A 22,988-nucleotide genomic window follows, 5' to 3' on the forward strand; every position below is an offset into this window, starting at 1 on the left:
TACAGTTATTCAATTTTTTTGCCAAAACCTGATGCTTGAGATTTATCATGGATTTAATAAAATGTTTATCTTTGGAATTCAGTACAATTTTACAATGAAAAAACTCATCCTCACACTTAGTCTTGCAGTTGTATTTCACAATTTTGCAGCTCAGGAAATTACATTAGATAAAATATATTCTGGATATTACCGCGGAAAAGGAATTGCCGGAATTACCTCCATGAAAAATGGCGAAAATTATCTCGTCATTGAAAAGGGAGGAATTGCTAAATATTCCTACAAAAATTCTCAAAAAGAAGGAAATCTTGTTGATGGTAATTTTGAAAGCTATGAATTTTCTGATGATGAATCTAAAATTCTTTTGTTGAAAGAAAGCCAGCCGATTTACAGGCATTCATTTTTAGGAATGTATGATGTAAAAGATTTGAAAACAGGAAAAACAATCACTCTGAATGAGGGAAAACCTGTTCAGGAACCCAGATTTTCTCCTGATGCTTCTAAAGTAGCGTTTGTAGCTGAAAATAATTTGTATTATCAGGATCTTTCTTCAGGCAAAATTACACAGATTACTCAGGATGGCAAGAAAAATGAAATTCTCAACGGATTAGCAGACTGGGTTTACGAAGAGGAATTTGGTCATGCAAGATTATATGAATGGACCAAAAATTCTGATGCTGTCGTTTTTGTAAAGTCTGACGAAAAAGAGGTTCCGGAAATTTACATTCCGATCTATGGAAAAATGCTTTATCCTGCAGAGATAAGGTATAAATATCCTAAAGCCGGAGAAAAAAATTCAGTAGTTTCTGCCCATATTTTTAGTCTTAGCAGCGGAAAACTGAGCAAAATAAACCTTAACAGTTTCAAAAATTATTATATCCCTAATGTAATACAGACTTCTGCTGCCGACGAGATAGTTCTTGTGACTTCTCAAAGAACGCAGAATGCATCAGATGTTTTGAAAGTAAATACCAAAACCGGAGAAGTGAAAAAACTTTTTACGGAAACAGATGATAAGTGGATTGATACAGATAATATTACCTTAGAATTTTTGGATGACAATTCGTTCTTGTGGGGATCTGAAAGAGATGGTTTCCGACATTTATACTGGTATGACAAAGACGGTAAACTTAAAAAACAGGTTACCAAAGGAAATTGGGAAGTGACAGATTATTATGGTTTTAATCCTAAATCTAAAGAAATCTACGTTCAGTCTACAGAAAAAGGAAGTATTAATAAAGTAGTTTCAAAAATCAGTATTGAAAACGGGAAAGCTCAGCTGATTTCCAATGCTGAAGGAAATAATTCTGCCAATTTCAGCAAAAATTACAATTATTTCATTGAGACTTCTTCTACAGCATCAAAGCCTTATACTTTTGTTTTGAAAGACGGAAACGGAAAAGTAGTAAAAGAGCTTCAGAATAATGACGAACAGCTTAAAAAACTACAGTCTGATAATTTTTCGGTAAAAGAGTTTATCACAATTCCCAACTCAGCGGGAGATCAGATGAATGCGTGGATCATTAAGCCGAAAAATTTTGATCCTAAGAAAAAATATCCGCTTTTCATGTTTCAGTATTCGGGACCGGGATCGCAGCAGGTTGCCAATTCCTGGGATAACGGGAATGCGCTTTGGTTTGAAATGCTTGCGCAGAAAGGCTATATTGTTGCCTGTGTAGACGGAAGAGGAACAGGTTATAAAGGAGCAAGATTTAAAAAAGTAACCTATAAAAATCTTGGAAAATACGAAATAGAAGATCAGATTACCGCAGCAAAATGGTTCGGAAATCAAAGTTACATCGACAAAACGAGAATCGGAATTTTCGGATGGAGTTTTGGCGGATATATGGCAAGTCTTGCGATGACGAAAGGGGCAGATGTTTTCAAGATGGGAATTGCAGTAGCTCCTGTAACCAACTGGAGATATTATGATTCGGTATATACTGAAAGATTTTTGCTGACTCCTCAGGAAAATCCGGAAGGATATGATGATAATTCTCCGACAACGCACGCAAAATTGTTGAAAGGAAAATTTTTATTGATCCACGGAACTGCAGATGATAACGTACATTTTCAAAATTCAATGGAGTTTTCTGAAGCTTTGATTCAAAATAAAAAACAGTTTGATTTTATGGCATATCCTGACAAAAATCACGGCATTTATGGCGGACAGACCAGACCTCAGCTTTACCAGAAAATGACAGATTTTATTTTAGAAAATCTTTAAGTCGGATCTTTAAAAAAAACATTAATAATTAAGCTGCCTCATAGAATTGAAGCAGCTTAATTGTTTTTTTACTATAAATACAATTGTAAAGGTAGTAGATATTCACTCTGATTATATTCATATTAAATTGATTATCTTTGCACCCAGAAAATTCAGTGTCAAAAAAATGTCAACAATTCAGAAAACTGCCGCATTTCATACTCTTGGCTGCAAACTCAATTTTGCAGAAACTTCTACGATCGCCCGTCAATTGACGGATGCCGGGTATGAAAAGGTGAGTTTTGACGAAAAAGCTGATATTTATGTCATCAATACCTGTTCTGTGACTGAAAATGCAGACCGAGAATGCAAACTTCACGTAAAAAGGGCAATGAAAGCCAATGCCGAGGGTTTGGTGGTGATTGTTGGATGTTATGCACAACTGAAACCGGAAGAAATTTCACAGATTGAGGGAGTGGATTTGGTTTTAGGAGCAAAGGAGAAATTCAATATTCTGAGTTATCTTGATGATCTGCAAAAATCTCAGAACGAAGGCATCGTGCATTCATGTGAAATTGAAGAGACAGATTTTTTCATTGGAAGTTATTCTATTGGTGACAGAACGAGAGCTTTTCTGAAAGTTCAGGATGGATGTGATTATAAATGTACTTATTGCACAATTCCTTTAGCCAGAGGGATTTCCCGTTCTGATACTATCGGAAATGTTCTGAAAAATGCCAGAGAAATTGCTGAAAAGGGAATTAAAGAAATTGTTTTAACCGGCGTAAACATCGGAGATTACGGAAAAGGAGAATTCGGAAATAAAAAACATGAGCATACTTTTCTGGATCTCATTTCTGAACTGGATCAGGTTGAAGGTATCGAGAGAATCCGTATTTCTTCTATTGAGCCTAATCTTCTGAAAGATGAAAGTATAGACCTGGTTTCTAAAAGTAAGAGTTTTGTTCCGCATTTTCATATTCCGTTGCAGTCTGGAAGTGATGATCTGCTGAAAAAAATGAAACGTCGTTACCTGACCAAATTATACAGCGACAGAGTTTCAAAAATCCGTGAAGTGATGCCTCATGCGGCGATAGGAGTAGATGTGATTGTAGGATTTCCGGGAGAGACGGAAGAAAAATTTATGGAAACATATCAGTTTCTGAACGAACTTCCGATTACCTACCTCCATGTTTTTACATATTCTGAAAGAGAAAATACAGAAGCAGCAGAAATGGAAGGTGTTGTTCCAATTTCTGAACGGAAAAAACGTAATAAAATGCTCAGAATTTTATCTGAAAAGAAAAAGATGGCATTCTATCAAACCCAGCTAGGGAAGACTCTTCCGGTGCTTTGGGAACACGAAAATAAAGATGGTAAAATGTTTGGTTTCACAGAAAATTATGTGAGAGTGCAAAAAGATTTTGATGAGAAATCTGTTAACACAATCGAATTTTTAAAGCTTGATACAATAGAAGCCGACGGCACTGTTTCTGTTTTAAATTCTTTTGAAACTTTTCTGGAAAAGGTGTAATTGAAGTATTGAATAAATCTCTGGTAAGTATTAATTAACTGGAAATTGCAATCAGTATTTTATTGAAAATTATATTTCCAAATTGTTGGTAGTTGTTAGTTTGTCTCAATATCATATATTTTCTGTCCGTTTTTACCTAGATAATACTTCAGGAAATCTCCGAAAACACTTCCGCCGGTGTCAGAATTAGTAAAGATTACAATTCCATTTTTATTTTTAGGAAAAATAAAAAAGATTGTCTGGACACCGTTGTCTGAACCACTGTGTGATAATGCCAATTCTCCGTTTCCAAGATCATATATTTCAAAACCTAATCCGAAGTGCTTTCCTTTAGTAGTTGCAACCTGATTAAATGTTATTTCTTTAAAGACTTCTTTTGTGAGCCCATCACCATTGATAATGCTTGTCAGAAAGTTTCCGTAATCTTCTATTGTGGTCAATAAATCATCAGCAGCATTTGGTATTTTATTTTTAACGGTTTCATACGCTTTCCCGTTTTTGTCATAGCCTGTTGCCAATCGTGACATATCTATGTTTTTGTCCCAGATATATCTTGTATCGGTCATTTTTAAAGGCTGAAAAATCAACTCGTCTGCTAGCTGCTGTAAAGATTTTTTAAATTTTTTTTCCAGTGCTTTCCGTAAAAATTCCATTCCTTCCCCGGAATAATGATACTGCGTTCCTGGATCAAATTGAAAGCTGAGTTTTTTATCTTGATTCATCCATCGCCAATTGGGAAAACCTGTTTGATGGCTTAGAATTAATCTTGTAGTGATCTTTTTGCTTCGGGGATCATCGGCTATATCCGGATCATTCCAGAATTTGTAAAGAGGTTCGTCTAAATTCCATTTTCCGGCACTTACTAATTTTAACGCAACTATTGCAGTTACAGGTTTGGTTAACGATGCTACATTAAAAATAGTATTGTAAGGTGCAGCAATTCCTTCTGTAATTTCTCCAAAAACTTTTATTTGGTTTAGTCTTCCATTTTTGATGACGCCAATACCCAATGTCGGAATTTTCTTTTCGTTTAACCACTTTTCGATTTCAGAATCATTGTCAAAAATTGGGTTGGCTGATTTATTATCTTCAAAAGGATGATGGTCAAAACTAAATGAAGTTACTAATTTCCAATCTCCGTTCTCTAATTGCCAGACATTGGTAAATTTAGCAATTCCGCTTTGCGTTTCACGTTTTTCAGAAAATAGATGTTCTCCATTATGCACCGCACCATAAAGAACTGCATTTTTGTAAAGCGGGAAAATTTCGGTACTTTCTTTTACCAAAAACCTCTTCACCTGTCTTGTTTCCGGATTTTTGCAAAGACCATTCTTTAAATCATAGAGAAATTTTGCCTTGTCGGAAATCCCGTCTTTATCATGGTAGAATTTTAAATTTTCACTCAACAGAATTTCAAATTGTTTGATGTTACAATGATTAAAGCCCACATCAAAAAGTAAGCTGTCATTTGAAAGAATGGTTTTGTACAAATCATCATTTTTGTCAACCTGCGAAAAAGCTGTAAATGACAGGAAAAATATTACGAAAGCTATTTGTTTTTTCATTTTGTGAACCGCCAACTACGGGTTATTGATAAGATTATTATGAATGTTGTCTAAAAGGTTTAATTTATACCTCAATTTTTCCATCTTTCGGAATTACAAATAGTAAAACTAATGCCCATATTTGTAAAGCTGTCTGTACAATATTGATTACTCCGACAATAGGTTCGTTTTTAAGATTGATAATAATAAGAGGAAGTCCAATCAATCCCAGAATCAAAAGTATCAAAAGCACATACTTTATCCATTCAGTTCCTTTACTTACCAAATAACCGATTCCAAAAATAATGGCTAGAGAAATAACTGCAATGAAGATTTTTATTCCACTATTTAAAATGTCATAAGTCCAGATTAAATTTCCAATTCCCAGCGTTGCAGAAATGTAAATTAAATCAGCAGATTTTTTATAATTTGGATGAATAATAATCTCTGTATTCTTTTGAGCTTTTTTATTATTTAATGAAATGATCCGCTCTTTTTCTTCTGTGGTAAATTCTCTGCCCCGAGCTTTTAAAATCTCATAAGCAAGCAAATTTGCTTCAGGAACAAATTTGCTGTCAGGTGCAATATATTTCTCTAGCTCTTGATTTGATTTGCCTTCTAAAATCTTCTTGCTTACGCTCATATTTTGTTATAATGTTAAAGCTCAAATATACAAAAGCTTTCAGTTGATGCAGAATTATTGTGTTTGCAAAAGAGATATTTTTTTCTTAATTCAAATCAAAGTCTGTGGAATTTTTAGCAAAATAAGACAGCTTAATTGTTTTTCAATCTTTATCTTTGATGTAAATAATGATAGAATGAGAGATAAATTTTTACTGTGGGGAAGTATTCTTGTTATATTTACGTGGATTGTTGCGTTGCTGATCAGGGCGCATTACTGGATTCCGATTCTTCTTACCGCAATTTATGTATTAGGTATTTACAACGCCAATCAAAGCAAACATGCTATTTTAAGAAATTTTCCGGTATTGGGCTACTTTAGATATTTTTTTGAAAGTATTTCGCCGGAAATGCAGCAATATTTTATAGAAAGAGAAACAGACGGGAAACCTTTTCCGCGAAATCAGAGAGCCGCTGCTTACAGACGTTCTAAAAATCTGAGTGATACCGTTCCGTTTGGAACTCAGCTTGAAATTAATCACAGAAAATATGAAGGAATAAAACACTCTATTTATGCAAAAAGTCCCAAAGAAGACTTGCCAAGAGTATGGATTGGCGGTGAAGATTGTACCCAGCGTTATCATGCCTCTTTGTTTAATATATCGGCAATGAGTTTCGGAGCATTAAGCGACAGAGCACATATTTCTTTAAACCGAGGAGCCAAGAAAGGGAAATTCTATCATAATACAGGAGAGGGCGGTATCTCTCCTTACCATTTGGAAGGTGGCGATCTTTGCTGGCAAATAGGTACGGGATATTTTGGATGCAGAGATGAGGAAGGAAAATTCAATCCTGAGTTATTTGCTAAATACGCCTCACTTCCGAATGTTAAAATGATAGAAATAAAATTATCTCAAGGTGCAAAACCCGGTCATGGAGGTGTTTTGCCCGCAGTGAAAAATACACCGGAAATTGCAAAGATCCGCCATGTCATGCCGGGAATGACCATTATTTCACCTCCTTCTCATTCCGCTTTTTCTGATGCAGCCGGTTTGCTTCATTTTGTAAAGCAGCTTAGAGAACTTTCAGATGGAAAGCCGGTCGGCTTTAAACTGTGTATAGGTGATACCAAAGAGTTTGAAGATATCTGTGTTCAGATGAATGCTTTAAAAATTTATCCGGATTTTATAACAGTTGATGGAGCTGAGGGTGGAACCGGAGCTGCTCCTCCAGAATTTTCTGATGGAGTAGGAATGCCTTTGGAACCGGCCTTGATTTTTGTAAACCGGACGTTGAAAAATTACAATCTAAGAGATAAACTGAAAATTATTGCAAGCGGAAAAGTGCTTACCAGTCTGGATATTTTGAGGGCTGTAGCGATGGGAGCTGATGTTTGCAACAATGCAAGAGGTTTTATGTTTGCTTTGGGCTGCATTCAGGCACTGAGATGTAACAATAATAACTGTCCTACAGGTGTAGCAACACAGGATAAAATGCTGATAAAAGGACTGGATGTTACCGATAAAGCAGAACGGGTATACCATTTTCACAAAAATACACTTCATACGTGTAACGAACTTATTGCAGCAGCAGGAAGAGAAAGCTATGACGAGGTAGATGCCTCAATGTTTATGAGAGGGGATGAGTTTGAACATCTTTCAGATCATTACTTTCCGGATATTTTAGGGAATGTAAAATAGATTATTTAAACATAAAAATAAAAGCGCATCAAAAGTAATGATGCGCTTTGTTTTTTTATAATAAAATTATTTATTGCTGATCCGCAGGTCTTACTTTTGTATCGTAAATCTGAAAATTAAATATAAAAGTGGCATTCTGAAGACCATAAAAATTATTGTCTCTTGCAAAAGCTGCTTTAGAAGGTACAATAATAACACCCTGAAGATTGTAATTAGCTTCATTACCCATCCCCTGAAAACCATTAAAATACGAAAGACCTTCCTGTAATCCTTCTATTTCGTAGTAACTTCTTTGTTTTGCTGCATCTGTCGAAGCACCGTCCAAAACAGATTTTTTCACATAGTAAAATCTAGGATCGGTTACAGGTGAGGCATTACCGTCAATAGTATTTACAAGTGCACCGTAATAGCTTAAAGAAACATTTCCATCTGTATCAGTAGCTACGTAATAGTTGGCTCTCATCATGGTTTTAATAAGACTTGCCGTATTTGAACTGGAATCAGTATTGATTGCAACTCCCGGATCAGGCTGTGCTCCTTGTCTTTTAATGTAGATTACGCCGGAAGGAAGTTTTACAGGGTTCAGTTCAGAAAGTTTTTTTTCATTATCATCTGCAGCATCTGTTGCACTGAATGCTTTTATATTTCCCTGACTGTCGAGATAATTATTCTCCATAAACTTCATAATTGCTTGCTCATCATAGGAATTTCTCACATTGATGTCTTCAGGCTCTACAAATCTCTCTACTTCATCATCCTTTTTACAAGCAGTGAAGCAAAGAGATCCTGCAAGGATATATAAAAATATTTTTTTCATTTCAAAAAACTTTAATTACTTTACAAATAATATAACGGCAAAAGTATAAAAAATTATGAGAATAGATAAATTTTTGTGGAGCATTCGTTTTTATAAGACCAGATCAATTGCTGCAGAAGAAATTAAAAAGAACAGAGTTTCGATCGGAACTTCTGCAGTAAAATCTTCAAAAGAAGTGAAGGAAGGGGATGTTATTAAAATTCGTAAAAACCAAATTGATTATAAAATAAAAGTAATTCAGATTCCCAAAAGCAGGATTGGAGCCAAGCTGGTTTCCCTGCACATAAAAGACGTGACTGATAAAGAGCAGCTGGAACTGCTTAAAATGCGCAAGCTAAGTCAGGATTACTACCGTAACCGCGGAGAAGGAAGACCTACCAAAAAAGACAGACGTGATATGGATGATTACGTTGAAGGTGATTTGTCTTCAGATTTTACCGATTGGGACGATTTCTTTGGTGAAACCGATAATAATGATAAAGACGAAGATTAAAGCTCTAGAGATAGAGCTTTTCTATAATTTCCCGGATAATATTTTCAGGAGTTTTTTGATTGGTTTTAATGCTGAATTGTGCTTTAGAATAAAAAGCATTTCTTTCGAATAGATGTTTGGCAATAAATTCTGGTAAGTCTTCGTCAGGTATTTTAGCAATAAGCGGTCTTTTTTCTTTTTGTTTTGAAAGTCTTTCAGATAGAACAGGCACAGATGTCATAAGAAAGATGCTTTTAGAATTATGGTTGATGATCTCCATATTATTGTAATAAGCAGGAGTTCCTCCACCAAGACTCAAAACAGTGTTTTCCCTTGTTGCAAGGATTTCTTCCAAAACTTCTCTTTCCAGCTTCCTAAAGTAGATTTCGCCTTTTTTTTCGAAAATTTCCGGAATGGTAAGCTTTTGACGTCTGGAAATCTCTTTATCAAGATCAATTAATTTGTAATTTATTTCGTCGCTTAATATTTTGGAAATGTGAGATTTGCCGCTCCCCATGTATCCGAGTAGTGAAATTATCATGAATTTATTTTAAACAAATTTGCGAAAAAGTTTTGAGATAATGAAAAAAGTCCTATCTTTGCACCACTAAAAACAAGGGACATTATTTATAGTGAAAACTTGATAATAAGTGGCCGACTCGGTAGCTCAGCTGGTAGAGCAATACACTTTTAATGTATGGGTCCTGGGTTCGAATCCCAGCCGGGTCACTAAGGAAAAATTCGCATAGATAATGCGTTTTTTAGCCTGCGTGGTGAAATTGGTAGACACGCCATCTTGAGGGGGTGGTTTCCTAAGGATGTGCTGGTTCGAGTCCAGTCGCAGGCACTGCAAAAAAAATATTGAAAAAATTGCTGGTAATTCTGAAATAAATTTTTATATTTATCGCAATTAATTTGATGACCGACTCGGTAGCTCAGCTGGTAGAGCAATACACTTTTAATGTATGGGTCCTGGGTTCGAATCCCAGCCGGGTCACAAGTTTACTGAAAAGTAAATTTTTTTCATATTAATATTTTGTGATTTGGTGTTCAAAGGCTTCCCATAGGAAGCCTTTGATTTTTTTACTCCAAATGCATATTATCAATAAGTCTTACTCCGTCAACATTTACTACAATAAACGCACGGTAAGAACTTCCGTTTTCTTTTTGGTCGGCTTCTTTCAGTGTTTGTTCGTCTGCGATAAGGAAATATTCTAACACCATGTTGTGCTTATTCTCAAAAATTGTGCCTACTTTTTCTTTTATATCCGAAATGGTTAAAGTTTTAAACCAGTCTTTCGCTTTTAAGAGACTTTCATAGATGATCTTGGAGTCGTTTCGTCTTTCTTCTGTCAGTCGCTGGTTTCTGGAGCTTAAAGCAAGTCCGTTTTCTGCTCTGTAGATAGGTACTCCTATAATTCTTATCGGCAATTGTTTTTTTTCTGTCATTTTCTTAATAATAGCCAACTGCTGAAAATCTTTTTCACCAAAATAAGCGTTATTTGGTTTTACCTGATTAAACAGCTCTTCTACTACTGTGCCTACACCGTCAAAATGTCCCGGTCGTGATTTGCCTTCCATTTCATCTTCAAGACCGTCATAGTTATATTTTCTGCTTTCGGTTTTTTTGGGATAGATATCCTCTACCTGTGGAAGATAAACAGCATCTACCAATCCGGATTTTTCGAGAATATCCAGATCTTTTTGGGTGTCACGAGGGTATTTTTCCAGATCTTCAGAATTGTTGAATTGTGTGGGATTTACAAATATAGAGGAGATTACCAGATCGTTTTCCTGTCTAGCGGCTTTGTATAGTGAAAGATGCCCTTCGTGCAAAGCTCCCATTGTGGGTGCGAAGCCAATTCTCTTGCCCATTTCTTTCTGTCTTTCTATAAAATCCTGCAGTACCTTCTTATTTTTTAGAATTTCCATGTTTATCATTATATATTTCAAAAATACTAAATATTGGGAGATTCATTTTTACTTTATTATAATATTGTTCACAACTATCGTAAAAAAATGTTAATTACCATAATGTTGAATGTTTTTTCGTAATTTTGCGAATTAAAGCGTTATTTAAATTATATAAAGATTATATGCCCAATCAGAAAATACTGTACATTACCACAGAGATGTACCCTTATCAGGAAGATACAAATTTAGCAGCGGTGGTAAACAAAATGGCACTTAAAATGCACCAAGAAGGCAATGATGTAAGAGTTTTTATGCCAAGATTTGGACAGATAAGTGAAAGGAAATTTCAGCTTCATGAGGTGATCCGCCTCTCCGGAATGAATATTATTATCAATGATCTCGATCAGCCTCTTATTATAAAAGTAGCTTCTCTGCCTGGAGAAAGGCTTCAGGTTTATTTTATTGATAATGAAGAATATTTTAAAAGAAAGCAATATTATTTTGATGACGAAGGAAAAGCTTTTGAGGATAATGATGAACGCGCTATCTTCTTTGCAAGAGGAGTAATTGAAACGATTAAAAAACTCAACTGGGTTCCTGATGTGATCCATCTGAACGGATGGATGTCTTCTTTTGTTCCAATTTATCTTAAGACTTATTACCAATCTGATTCTTACTTTAAAGATGCCAAAATAGTTCTTTCTTTATACAATGAGAAAGATGCTCCTTTGGCTTCTAACGTTGGTGAAAAGCTTCAGTTTGATAATATTTCAGGTTTAAAAGCGTTAGATAATCCAAGCTTTGAAAGTTTTGTCATTGAAAGCATGAACTATGTGGATGAAGTAGTAAAAGGGGATGAGTTTTTAAATGGAGAACTTGATAAAGCATTTAATGAAACTTCTGCGTCTAAGTCAGAATATCTGGACGTAGATTCTATCAGTAAACTATATTAATATACATTTTGATGATTTATAATTTAAAAAAAACTTTCACCATTCTTTCGATGATGGTTTTAGGAAGTGTTATACTTTATAATTGTGAGCCCGATCCGGATTCTTTGGGCGAACAGCTTTTTTTGGATGGTGCAGCCAACGGAACTGAGTCTTCGTTTGATGTTATAGCATACAATATTAGTAATAGTGATACCATAAGAGCGGATGCCAATACATTTGTCAATCTTTTTGGGAGTAATGCGGCAACCTCTTCTACAGCGGTTTTGGGAGCTTTTACAGAAAATCAGTTTGGGATGCAGAAGGCAACCTACTTTACCCAGTTAAGACTCCCATCTTATGATCCTGATTTTGGAACCAACCCAACAGTAGATTCTGTTGTGATGGTGATTAAACCTACCTATGCTATAGATTCTATCAAAACAACAACCAATGAAGACTACGTTTATCCCGACGGAAATGTTGCAGCAAAAAAGGTGGTGAATAATTTTCCTATTACTAAATTCGGAAAAGCAAAATTAAACGGTGGTAAACTTACGCTTAAGGTTCACGAAGTAACAGAGTTTATGAATGGAGTGAATGATGCTGTTTATTCCAACAAAAAATTTGCAGTTGATGAAGCCAATATTTTGGGATCAAAAGAAATTTTCGGAGATGTAAATTCTGTAGTAATTACCAAAGATGCTGATAATACTGAAATTCTAAGAACGCCGGTTGGTATAAGAATACCTCTTAGTGCAGATTTTTTCAAGCAGAAGATTATTGATAAAAAAGGTCAGATGGAGCTGAAAGATGCAGCTAATTTTATCAGACATTTTAGAGGTTTAAGAGTTTCGGTAGCAGAAAGCGACGGGTATTTGTTTCAGTTTACACCAAATGATATAGAACTCATTATGTACTATAAGAACGAAAAAGTCGAAAATGGTATAACAACCAGACCTCAGTCTAAATATAATTTTGCTTTAGGCAGTGCTAATGTTCATACAGGTTATTATGAATATAGTAGAGCGGGAGCTGCAATTCAGACTTATGCACTCGGAAATTCAGTGAACGGAGATCTGAAACTGTATGCTCAAGGCATGGGAGGAAATTCTATCGGAGTGAAATTTCCTGCTTCTACAATTAATCAGCTTAAGGAATTATATAAAACCAACAAAGCGGCAATTATTACTGCAAAAATAAGACTTTATACAGATGCTTCTGTCTGGTCTAATAAATATCCTAAACCTACTGTATTTACCATTCTTCAAAGAGATAAAGATTCCGCTGGAAAGGAAACGACTGCGTTTACTACAGATTACTCTGTTTTAGGAAGTGCATCCACTTTCCTTCCTATAAGAGTTTACGATTTAGATAAAAACCCTGCTTATTACGATTTTACTGTAACACAGTCTCTAAAAGATATTGTAGAATCCGGAAAAGATTATAGTGATAAATATTTTAAAATAGATTTAGCTCAGTTTTTAAGTACCAGTGCAGGAAGTCTTGCAGGGTATAAATACACTTCAAGACCATTTTCTATGGCAAGAGCCGTATTTGTAGGTTCTGATCCTTCAAATACAAATAAAATTCAGTTAAGAGTTACTTACGGTACAAAATAATAAAAAATACGCTTGATAAAATTATGTGTGGAATAGTTGGTTATACAGGTTTTCAGGATGCTTATGATATTGTTATCAATGGTCTTAGAAGATTAGAATACAGAGGATATGACAGTGCAGGAATTGTTTTAGAAAATACAGACAGTAAGTTTAGTGTCGAGAAAACTAAAGGTAAAGTTGATGATTTGGTTACGATTTCAAATCAACTGAAAGGAACTGCTAAAGTAGGAATGGGGCATACAAGATGGGCGACACATGGTGTGCCGAGTGACCGTAATTCACATCCTCATATTTCAAATAACGGAAAATTAGCGATTGTACATAATGGTATTATTGAAAATTATGATACTATTAAAACAATGCTTATTGATAAAGGTTTTAATTTTAAATCTGAAACAGATACCGAAGTGTTGGTCAACCTGATTCAGTATTTTATGGATGTCAATTCCGAAACCGATTTTCCAACGGCAGTACGGTATGCATTAAATGAAGTGTACGGTGCGTATGCTATTACAGTAATGCATGATGATTATCCTGGGTTATTGGTCGTAGCAAGATTAGGTTCTCCATTAGCAATAGGGATCGGTGAAAACGAATTCTTTATTGCTTCTGATGCATCTCCTTTTGTTGAATTTACAAAAGAAGCCATTTATCTTGAAGAAGGACACATGGCAACAATTTCTCTTGAAGGAGGAGTTGATATCCGCACGATTGTTGAGAATTCAAAAATTACTCCGGAAATTCAGGAACTTAAACTTAATTTGGAGCAGATAGAAAAAGGTGGTTACGAACATTTTATGCTGAAAGAAATTTTCGAACAGCCTAAATCAATCCATGACACCATGAGAGGAAGACTTCTTGTGAATGAAGGAATTATTAAAATGGCAGGAATCTGGGATCATTTGGAGAAATTTAAAAATGCAAACAGAATTATCATCATTGCATGTGGTACTTCTTGGCATGCAGGTCTTATTGGTGAGTATCTGATTGAAGAATTTGCAAGAATTCCTGTTGAAGTAGAATATGCTTCAGAATTTAGGTACAGAAATCCAATTATCACAGATAAAGATGTGGTAATAGCTATTTCTCAGTCCGGAGAAACGGCAGATACAATGGCTGCTCTTAAATTAGCTAAAGAGAAAGGAGCTTTCATCTACGGTATCTGTAATGTTGTTGATTCTTCTATTGCAAGAATTACAGATGCAGGTTCTTATACTCACGCAGGTCCGGAAATCGGAGTTGCTTCTACTAAAGCGTTTACTGCTCAGCTTACTATTTTGTCTTTAATAGCACTGAAGCTAGGAAAACACAACGGAAACTTAGGCAATGCAGAATTTATGAGTCTTATCTCTGAACTTGATGCTATTCCTAAAAAAATTGAAGAAGTTCTGGATGCAACACACGAGCTTACACAAAATATCGCTAAAGATTTTATTAATGCATCCAATTTTCTTTATTTGGGAAGAGGATATAATTATCCTGCAGCATTAGAAGGAGCTTTGAAGCTTAAAGAAATTTCTTACATTCATGCAGAAGGGTATCCGGCTGCGGAAATGAAACATGGTCCTATTGCTTTAATAGACGAGAATATGCCAATTGTAATTATTGCTCCTAAAAAAGGACATTATGATAAAATTGTAAGCAATGTTCAGGAAATTAAAGCCAGAAAAGGAAAAGTAATCGCTGTAGTAAATAAAGGAGATCAGCAGGTAAGCGCAATGGCAGACTATGTAATTGAAATTCCGGAAACCTCAGAGTGTTTCTCACCAATCGTTGCATCAGTTCCGTTACAGTTATTGGCTTATTATATAGCAGTGTACAGAGGAGCAAATGTTGACCAGCCAAGAAATCTTGCAAAATCGGTTACAGTAGAATAAAAAGTACTTGCAAATAAAATAAGTTCAGATTTTTTTCGTTATTCTAAAAAAAATCTTAAAAGTTTCTTAAAAAAATTATATATTTACGGCTTAATTATAAAAATTAACATGAAAAGGATATTTCTTTTATTATTGTCTGCGTCGGTAGCATCGGTATCTTGTTCAGGTGGTGGAACTTCTTCGGTAGGAAAACCAGGAACAAAAGGAGAATTGATACCTAGAGAAAAAACAAAATCATTTGTTGCGGAAAGACCTTATGGTATGGTGGCAATTCCTGGCGGTTCTTTTATTGCGGGTATGGCTGATGAATCATTTACCAATAATGGTGAAACTGCACCCTTGAAAACTGTAACTGTTGCTCCTTTCTTTATGGATGAGGCAGAAACTACAAATGCGGAATACAGGGTTTTTATTAATTATGTAAGAGATTCTATTGCCAGAACCATGCTTGCAGAAGCTGCAGGAGAAGGTGGTGACGGTAGTGGAAGAGGCAGAGGTACCAGTATTGGTGACTATGCATATCTTGCTAAAAAAGAAGATGATTTAACACCTTATCAGGAGTATCTTGAAGGAGCAGGAGGAAGAGATGGATTTGATGATAGCAAAAGATTAGACTGGAAAATCCCATTGCATTGGAATACTTCAAAATATCCTGATGTAGAATATGCAGAAGTGCTTGAGTCTATGTATTTGCCGGCTTCATCAAGAGTAGGTAATGAAAGAATCATTGATGTTAGCAAATTAAAATATACATATAAGTGGGGTGATATGGATGCTGCAATCGCTGATAACGAAAGAGGAATCAATTTCCTTAGAAGTGAAAGTATTGCAATTTATCCTGATACAACTGTTTGGGTAAACGATTTCCATTTTACTTATAACGAGCCTTTATTTGAGCAGTATTTCTGGCACAAGGCTTATAAAGATTATCCTGTAGTAGGAGTTACCTGGGATCAGGCAAGAGCTTACTGTAATTTCAGATCTAAATTAAAGTCTGATTATAATGAAAGTCTGAAAAGAAGCAAGCAAAGACCTTTAAGATTCCGTCTTCCAACTGAAATAGAGTGGGAATATGCATCAAGAGGAGGGAAGCAAAACGCGACTTATCCTTGGGGTGGTCCTTATTTAATGGACGACAGAGGATGCTATTTGGCAAACTTCAAACCAAAAAGAGGAAGCTATATGGAAGATGAGAAAAAAGGAACATATACTTATACAGCTCCTGTAAAGAAATTCAGAAAAAATTCTTTCGGATTATTTGATATGGCAGGAAACGTTTCTGAATGGACAGTTTCTGCATATAATAACTCAGACTATGGTTTTTCATCTACTCTTAATCCTGCAGTAAAAGACAAATCAGACAATAAAAAGTCTGTTAGAGGGGGTTCTTGGAAAGATGTAGGTTATATGTTGATGACTGGTGCAAGAGACTGGGAGCACAAAGATTCTGCAAGAAGTTATATCGGATTCAGAACAGTTCAGGATATTCCTGAAGCATCTGTTAAAGCAAAAAGAGTTAACAGATAATATTTTGCTTAAATTATTTATATCAATTTATTTTAAAACTAAAAAAAACTAACTTATATGTTTAAGACTAAAGATGCTTGGATGAACTTCTTTTATTCATTCGGTGCTGCAATTGTAATTCTTGGAGCTTGGCTTAAAATTACTCACATTACCTTGGGACCTATCAATGGAAACATTGCTCTTACAGTAGGATTGATCACTGAGGCAATTATTTTCATCATCTTTGCTTTTGACCCTCCAAAAAACGAAGAGTCTTATGCTTGGGAAAATGTTTATCCTGAATTGTTGGATAAGCATGCAAATCCAAATCCTTTACACTCAAATATCAGCGCAAAAAGTGCTAATGCTCAGTTTGCAGAATTAGAAAACTCTCTTTCAAACAAGTTGGATAAAATGCTTCAGGATGCAAAACTTGATGTGCAGTTGTTCGACAGATTAAGAACTGGTATTGATAAGTTTTCAAACTCTGTAGATCAGATCAACCAGACTGTTGATGTATCTGCTTCTACTCATAAATATAATGATCAGTTAAATAAAGCTGCTCAGCACATGGAAAGTATGAATGCTCTTTATGCAATGCAGTTGGAAAACGGTCAGAGACAAGCAGAATTTGCTAAACAATATGTAGCAGATATGCAAAAATCTGCAGAACAGTCTGAGAAGTTTAATCAAGAATTACAAGGTTTAACAGCTAACTTAAACAATTTAAACAGAGTTTACGGTGGTATGTTAACTGCTATGAAGTCATAATCCTGAACCATTAATTAAACAAAACTAAAGAAAAGAGAATGGCAAAAGGAAAACAGACTCCACGTCAGAAGATGATCAACCTAATGTATTTGGTGTTCATCGCAATGATGGCCCTAAATATTGACGTTGAAATCATTAGGTCATATTATGATTCTACAAAAGCACTAAAAGAAACCAGATTTCTGACAGAACAAAAGAATGAAGATATCTTTGAAAAAACTTTGGAAGCTAAAGCACAGCAGGTTCCTGATACCTATGCACAGCCTTGGGAAGATTACAAAGGTCTAAAGAAGATTATTGATGATTTGGTAAGTTCTACAGAAGATGTTAAGACAAAACTTAAAAAACAATCTGAGTTTGTAGATAAAGATCCTGTAACAGGAAAAGAAATTGATGTTCAGGAAAACTTTGCAGCATTGAACAACAATGAGGCAACAACTGAGTATTTTTTCAAGGAAGGTGATGAGAATACTCCTTCTTCAAATGCTTTGGAATTGAAGAAAAAACTGGATGAAGTAAGAAATTACATTAATACTAAATTCGGTGGGAATCAACAGTTGAAAAAGTTGGTTGATAGAGCGAATACATCTTTAATCGCAGAATATCCGAACGGAAAATCTCCAAATGGAAAAACTTGGTTTCAAAATAAATTCTACAATCAGCCATTAATAGCCGCAATCTCTAATTTGGAGATTATTCAGAATGATGCAAGAAACGTACAGTCTGATGCTTTAGCCATGATGCTTCAGGAAAAAGTTGATGCAAGCATTAAATTTTCTAGCTACGAAGCTATTGTTTCTGCACCTACGGATGTAATAGTTGGTAAAAAAGCAGAAGCTGTTGTAATGTTGGGTAATTACTCCAACAGCAACAAAATCAGTATGAGCGGCGTAAGCAGACAGGAAAATGGTAAAGGGTATTTGCCTTTGAACACTGGTGGTCTTGGTGAAAAGAAAATTGGTGGAGTAATTACTTTGTTAGATGCTTCTGGAAAAGCTCAGCAGTTTCCTTTTACGCACACTTATAATGTAATTGCTGGTCCACAGGAAGTAAAACTAGAGAAAGGTTTATTGCTTTCAGCTGATAAAATGAATGTAATGTATAGAGGATTACAAAATCCTGTATCAGGATCAATTTTAGGGGCTGATAACTCCAAACTCTCTCTTACAGCTTCTAGTGGAATTGTTTCTAGTACTGGAAAAGGTAAATGGAATATCAAACCTACGACCGGTAATACAATTAATTTGACATTGTCAGGTACAGATCCAAGTGGAAAGAGAGTTTCTCAGGTATTTGAATATAGAATAAAAAATGTACCACCACCGCAAGGTCAGATTAGAGGACAAAATTTCTTACCTATGCCTGCTGCTTCAATCAAGAATCAGACAGTACAAGCAGCAATACCTGATTTTGATTTTCCTGTTACCTTTACAGTTACTGAGTTTATGGTAAGAATACCTGGTAAAGCGGCAATGTTAGTAAAAGGAAATAGCTTGGAACCAGCTGAAGGTTTATTGAAAAATGTTCGATCTGGGGATGTTGTATCAATTATTGAAATAAAAGCAACAGCTCAAGGATTAGAAGGACCTATTAAGAGAATTACTCCAATAGTTATTAATGTTCCATAAAGTAAAAGCAATTATTATGAAAAAATATATTAGCAGTCTTTTAGTATTAGCTTCTGGGTTTGCGTTTTCTCAGACTATTCTAAATGCTTCTTCTCCGGAAGAATTCAGACAGATGAGAGCTGAAAATATGAGAAAGGTGGGTGACACAATGGTTAGCAATAAAGTTACTCCATTGGAATATGGCTTTGTGGATGAAAAAGATATCCTTAAAAGCATGATGGTTTGGGAAGTAATTGATCTTAATGATAAAATTAATCAGCCATTTTATTATGATAATCCAGATGGTCTCTTATCAAAACAAACGAGATCTTTATACCAAATATTATTAGATGCTGCTCTAAGTGGTAAGATTGAGGAAGTATATGATGATGAAAATTTCTCTGTTAAGTTAACTCCAGAAGCAATTAAAGCGAGATTAGAGAAAGTTGTTCTAAATGATGCGGCTATTGATATTATGGCTACTGGAGCTCAATTAACTGAGCAACAAAGAAAAGAATACACGGATATTTTTCAGACTACAACTGATAAGGTTAAAGTTTTAAAAATAATGGGAATGTGGTTCATTGACAAAAGAGATGGTCAAATGAAATATCGTCCTTTAGGTATTGCTGCTATGGGACCAGATCCTGCTGTAATGGGTGTATACGATGCAGAGGGAAAACCTATTGCTGGAAAAGATGAATTGATTGACTTATTTTGGGTTTATTATCCAAAAGCTAGAGAGATTTTAGCAAACAATTATGTGTTCAATAGAGCTAATTCCTCTGCCGATTTGTCTTTCGATGATGTAATCAACGCTAGAAGATTCTCTTCAATTATTTATAAATCTTCAACGGGTCTTGGTGATGGGACAATCAAAGATTACATCCCGAGAAATGCAGAAGAGCAGTTAGAAGAAAGCGACAGAATCAAAGAACAGATTCTTCAAATGGAAAATGATATGTGGAATTACTAAAATTTCGCTTGATATTTATAAAAAACCTGAGTACTTTTACTCAGGTTTTTTTATTATGCAAAATGTAGATTATATTATTGTTGGTGACGGTTATGCGGCACTCTTTTTTGCGCATCAGCTTATTTTGAATGATAAATCATTTATTATTTATTCGGAAGGTAAAAAAAGTGCGTCTCAAATTTCGGCAGGGATCATCAATCCTGTTGTGCTTAAAAAATTTACTACCTTTTGGAAAGCTCAGGAGCAAATTGATTTTCTACAGAAAACACTAAGTGAAATCGCTGAATATACCGGAGAAAACTATTTGATTGATGCACCTATTCATCGTATTTTCCATGATGAAAACGAACAAAAATTATGGCTGAAAAAGTCTGACCATACCGATCTTAATAACTTTCTTGATAAAAAATTCATTCCTTTAAATACCGTTAAAAATGATTTTAGCACGGGGAAAGTAAATCAATCTGCAAGACTTAATGTAGAAGGCTTTTTTCATGGAATGATAAACTTCTTATCTCACAATAATAATCTTATTACCGAATGTTTTGATTATAATATTGTGGATACTTCAGAAAACACTTATAAAGAATTTAAATTTAAGCATATTGTATTTTGTGAAGGAATGGGAGTAAGATTAAACCCTTATTTTTCTGATATTCCCGTAAATCCTAATAAAGGGCATCATATTAGGGTGAAACTTTCACACTCGCTTAAACACAATATAACCATTAAGAAAAAGCATTTTCTGTTTCAATTAAATAGTGAACTTTATTTTTACGGAGGAACTTATGATCGCGATCAGCTCCACGAAAGTATAGATGACTCTGCCGTTGAGCAGTTAAAGAATGGATTATCCGAATTTTATCAGAATAAATTTGATGTTAAAGAGGTATATTTTGGTTTCAGACCTACTGTAAAAGACCGCCGTCCTATTATAGGAAAGCATCCTGAACTTGATGATCTGTATGTTTTTAACGGACTGGGAGCGAGAGGCATTTTAAACGGCTGCTATTTTTCAAAAGCGTTATTCGATTTTATTGAAAATGATATTTCTTTACATGAAGAAATTTCTTTGAATAGATTTTAACAGAAAACGGTGCTATGGAAGCACCGTTTTTTTATTGTGAAGCTATTTTTTCATTGTTGGGAGCTTTCTCTCCGTGAAACAAAACCATATCTGCGTCTTTTTTCAGAAATGTAACGTCTTTTTTATTTTCTGTAAATTGATATTTACTGTCAGATGTAGAATAACCGGGGTTTTCCTGATTCTTATACAGCTCGTACGATGTTCCGCTCAGTCTTATAACTATGGTGTTTTTGGTTTGATTTCTAATGATCTCCATTTGCTCACCATGACGATCAGTAATGGTTTCTCTTATAATTTCATCATCATTAGTATTAACTTCTGTTTGTACAGTTGTTTTAGCATCTGCATCTTTTGCGGAATGTGTGCAGGCAATCAGAGAATATAAAATTCCTAAAGTAAATAGTTTTGTTTTCATTGCAGTTGTGAATTTTAATAGGTTTCATATTAATATTTAGTGTGATGCAAATTTACATAATTATTTTTTTATAACTGTTAAATTTTATTAAAATAATATGTATATGGTAATTTTATGAGTTTTGATAATGAAATTAATAATTATAATATTGTGTTTTATATTTAAAGAAAGAACTCATAACTCTATTGACATCATTATAGTAATCAAAATACTTACCAACTAATAATTTAAATTCTTTAAAAAATAATCAATATTCAATTTAAACACGACAAGTTTTGTCGCATTACGCATTTACATTTGCTTCATTAATATATAGCTATTGAATCATTAATTCTGGTTGCAATAGTAAAATACGGTAATAAATAACCATTAACAATAAATATTGACCAATGAAAGTGCCTTTTTATTTGAATTTTAAAGATTTTGAAAATAGTTATTACGATAACCTTGAAAAATGGTTTGAGAATAATATCAATAGCTCTGAAACTGACTTTCTTCTTTACTTGAAGAATATGTATAAAGAATATGTTTGTTATAGTTTTCTGGATGATAAGCTTGTTACGGATGCTGCAATGGAAATACGTAGTTTGTCGTTTCCGAAGTATGAAAATTTTGGATTGTCATTTAGCCATTATGATATGAAATTTAAACCTGTTTCCGAAATAAAGATAATATCAATGATGGAGTATGCGCAGATTATTTTAGACCGAATTAATCTTTATTTCTGCAAAAATAAAATTGTGAAAGAAAATGAAAACATCCTTAATTACATTAATCATCATACAATTCTGGAAATGTCGGAAAAAACCGGATTTTGTATGGATTATGCCAACCATCAAAAAAAGCTTCCTTTTCTAAAAGCTTTTTTGCCAAAATCAGGAAACACTGTAGATATATCTTTGTACACAACATTTTATCATTCAGTAACAAAAATTGCAGATTTTATTGACTATAAGCTTAAAGAGGTTGAGACATTCGAACAGAGTATGTACTATGAGCTAAAGTCAAAGGCTTTGGTTAAAATTCACTTGAGAAATCAGAACTATCTTACAATTTGCAATTGATTTTGGAATTTATATTTTACTTGAATAATTATTTTAAAACAGTTTCACATTGATATATTTTTAAGTAGGAGATTTTATTATTCCTGAATACTCAATTTTTATCGCTCATTGCAGAGATTCAAATACTGTAATATAAAAAAAGTTAAAACTTAAATTTACTGGAATTGTTAAGTTTAAATTATATTTTAATGTGTTTAGTCAAGATAATTCTATAGACTACTTTCAATATTGGATATGATGAATTTTATAAATCATTGTATAGAGAAAAGAGGGAAAAATATGAAATTTTAACTCATAAAATTTTCTTAAAATGTTTATATTTTTACACA

General features: G+C 34.3%; 19 protein-coding genes and 3 tRNA genes. 16 read left to right on the top strand and 6 right to left on the bottom strand.

Annotated elements, in window-relative coordinates:
* Nucleotides 1–94: 94 nt before the first annotated feature.
* Both AC0NBN_RS00875 and mtaB read left to right on the top strand, forming a co-directional pair.
* On the top strand, nucleotides 95–2,224 hold the full coding sequence (locus AC0NBN_RS00875; protein WP_160812398.1) for a S9 family peptidase: 2,130 nt from the start codon (nucleotides 95–97) through the stop codon (nucleotides 2,222–2,224).
* Between the two features lie 166 nt (nucleotides 2,225–2,390).
* Nucleotides 2,391–3,737, top strand: coding sequence for a tRNA (N(6)-L-threonylcarbamoyladenosine(37)-C(2))-methylthiotransferase MtaB (mtaB, locus tag AC0NBN_RS00880; protein ID WP_160812397.1), 1,347 nt, complete (start codon nucleotides 2,391–2,393; stop codon nucleotides 3,735–3,737).
* 95 nt (nucleotides 3,738–3,832) lie between these two features.
* Here the strand turns inward: mtaB and AC0NBN_RS00885 are convergent, their stop codons facing one another.
* Nucleotides 3,833–5,302: a serine hydrolase gene (locus AC0NBN_RS00885; protein ID WP_160812396.1), complete on the bottom strand. Its 1,470-nt coding sequence runs from the start codon at nucleotides 5,300–5,302 to the stop codon at nucleotides 3,833–3,835.
* A gap of 64 nt (nucleotides 5,303–5,366) precedes the next feature.
* Nucleotides 5,367–5,924, bottom strand: coding sequence for a hypothetical protein (locus AC0NBN_RS00890; RefSeq protein WP_160812395.1), 558 nt, complete (start codon nucleotides 5,922–5,924; stop codon nucleotides 5,367–5,369).
* A 175-nt stretch (nucleotides 5,925–6,099) separates the two neighbouring features.
* Between AC0NBN_RS00890 and AC0NBN_RS00895 the strand changes: the two genes are divergently transcribed.
* A complete protein-coding gene (locus AC0NBN_RS00895) occupies nucleotides 6,100–7,602 on the top strand; it encodes an FMN-binding glutamate synthase family protein (protein ID WP_160812394.1) in 1,503 nt (500 codons plus the stop codon).
* A gap of 70 nt (nucleotides 7,603–7,672) precedes the next feature.
* Here AC0NBN_RS00895 and AC0NBN_RS00900 read toward each other — a convergent pair whose 3' ends face one another.
* Nucleotides 7,673–8,419, bottom strand: a complete 747-nt coding sequence (locus AC0NBN_RS00900; protein ID WP_160812393.1) for a hypothetical protein — start codon at nucleotides 8,417–8,419, stop codon at nucleotides 7,673–7,675.
* Between the two features lie 55 nt (nucleotides 8,420–8,474).
* Here AC0NBN_RS00900 and AC0NBN_RS00905 point away from each other — a divergent pair, with 55 nt between their 5' ends.
* A complete protein-coding gene (locus AC0NBN_RS00905; protein ID WP_143884745.1) occupies nucleotides 8,475–8,912 on the top strand; it encodes an RNA-binding S4 domain-containing protein in 438 nt (145 codons plus the stop codon).
* Nucleotides 8,913–8,916: 4 nt separating this feature from the next.
* Here AC0NBN_RS00905 and AC0NBN_RS00910 read toward each other — a convergent pair whose 3' ends face one another.
* Nucleotides 8,917–9,432, bottom strand: coding sequence for a shikimate kinase (locus tag AC0NBN_RS00910; protein ID WP_160812392.1), 516 nt, complete (start codon nucleotides 9,430–9,432; stop codon nucleotides 8,917–8,919).
* Nucleotides 9,433–9,547: 115 nt separating this feature from the next.
* On the opposite strand from AC0NBN_RS00910, the gene AC0NBN_RS00915 reads away from it, so the two are divergent.
* From AC0NBN_RS00915 to AC0NBN_RS00925, 3 genes are all read left to right on the top strand, one after another.
* A tRNA-Lys gene (locus tag AC0NBN_RS00915) sits at nucleotides 9,548–9,620 on the top strand.
* A 35-nt stretch (nucleotides 9,621–9,655) separates the two neighbouring features.
* A tRNA-Leu gene (locus AC0NBN_RS00920) sits at nucleotides 9,656–9,738 on the top strand.
* Between the two features lie 77 nt (nucleotides 9,739–9,815).
* A tRNA-Lys gene (locus AC0NBN_RS00925) sits at nucleotides 9,816–9,888 on the top strand.
* Nucleotides 9,889–9,974: 86 nt separating this feature from the next.
* Here AC0NBN_RS00925 and panC read toward each other — a convergent pair.
* Entirely contained in the window at nucleotides 9,975–10,823 is an 849-nt protein-coding gene (gene panC / locus AC0NBN_RS00930; RefSeq protein WP_160812369.1) for a pantoate--beta-alanine ligase, read from the bottom strand.
* 164 nt (nucleotides 10,824–10,987) lie between these two features.
* On the opposite strand from panC, the gene AC0NBN_RS00935 reads away from it, so the two are divergent.
* The 8 genes from AC0NBN_RS00935 to AC0NBN_RS00970 all read left to right on the top strand — a co-directional run bounded on the left by AC0NBN_RS00935 (nucleotide 10,988) and on the right by AC0NBN_RS00970 (nucleotide 21,180).
* Entirely contained in the window at nucleotides 10,988–11,758 is a 771-nt protein-coding gene (locus tag AC0NBN_RS00935; protein ID WP_089744987.1) for a glycogen/starch synthase, read from the top strand.
* A gap of 11 nt (nucleotides 11,759–11,769) precedes the next feature.
* Nucleotides 11,770–13,356, top strand: coding sequence for a DUF4270 family protein (locus tag AC0NBN_RS00940; RefSeq protein WP_474466521.1), 1,587 nt, complete (start codon nucleotides 11,770–11,772; stop codon nucleotides 13,354–13,356).
* Nucleotides 13,357–13,379: 23 nt separating this feature from the next.
* Nucleotides 13,380–15,233 (top strand): glutamine--fructose-6-phosphate transaminase (isomerizing), encoded by a 1,854-nt coding sequence (glmS, locus tag AC0NBN_RS00945; protein ID WP_160812368.1) that lies wholly within the window; start codon nucleotides 13,380–13,382, stop codon nucleotides 15,231–15,233.
* A gap of 108 nt (nucleotides 15,234–15,341) precedes the next feature.
* Entirely contained in the window at nucleotides 15,342–16,760 is a 1,419-nt protein-coding gene (gene porK / locus AC0NBN_RS00950) for a T9SS ring complex lipoprotein PorK/GldK (protein WP_160812367.1), read from the top strand.
* Nucleotides 16,761–16,817: 57 nt separating this feature from the next.
* Entirely contained in the window at nucleotides 16,818–17,510 is a 693-nt protein-coding gene (gene porL / locus AC0NBN_RS00955) for a type IX secretion system motor protein PorL/GldL (RefSeq protein ID WP_143884739.1), read from the top strand.
* A 38-nt stretch (nucleotides 17,511–17,548) separates the two neighbouring features.
* The gene (porM, locus tag AC0NBN_RS00960; RefSeq protein ID WP_160812366.1) at nucleotides 17,549–19,138 is read left to right on the top strand and encodes a type IX secretion system motor protein PorM/GldM; all 1,590 of its coding nucleotides are present in this window, start codon (nucleotides 17,549–17,551) and stop codon (nucleotides 19,136–19,138) included.
* 16 nt (nucleotides 19,139–19,154) lie between these two features.
* Entirely contained in the window at nucleotides 19,155–20,093 is a 939-nt protein-coding gene (gene porN / locus AC0NBN_RS00965) for a type IX secretion system ring subunit PorN/GldN (RefSeq protein ID WP_160812365.1), read from the top strand.
* 55 nt (nucleotides 20,094–20,148) lie between these two features.
* Nucleotides 20,149–21,180 (top strand): FAD-dependent oxidoreductase, encoded by a 1,032-nt coding sequence (locus AC0NBN_RS00970; protein ID WP_160812364.1) that lies wholly within the window; start codon nucleotides 20,149–20,151, stop codon nucleotides 21,178–21,180.
* 31 nt (nucleotides 21,181–21,211) lie between these two features.
* On the opposite strand, the gene AC0NBN_RS00975 is transcribed toward AC0NBN_RS00970, so the two are convergent.
* The gene (locus AC0NBN_RS00975; RefSeq protein ID WP_160812363.1) at nucleotides 21,212–21,595 is read right to left on the bottom strand and encodes a hypothetical protein; all 384 of its coding nucleotides are present in this window, start codon (nucleotides 21,593–21,595) and stop codon (nucleotides 21,212–21,214) included.
* Between the two features lie 389 nt (nucleotides 21,596–21,984).
* Between AC0NBN_RS00975 and AC0NBN_RS00980 the strand changes: the two genes are divergently transcribed.
* Nucleotides 21,985–22,659: a hypothetical protein gene (locus AC0NBN_RS00980; protein ID WP_160812362.1), complete on the top strand. Its 675-nt coding sequence runs from the start codon at nucleotides 21,985–21,987 to the stop codon at nucleotides 22,657–22,659.
* Nucleotides 22,660–22,988 lie beyond the last annotated feature (329 nt).

It is taken from the genome of Chryseobacterium sp. L12 (assembly GCF_056133985.1).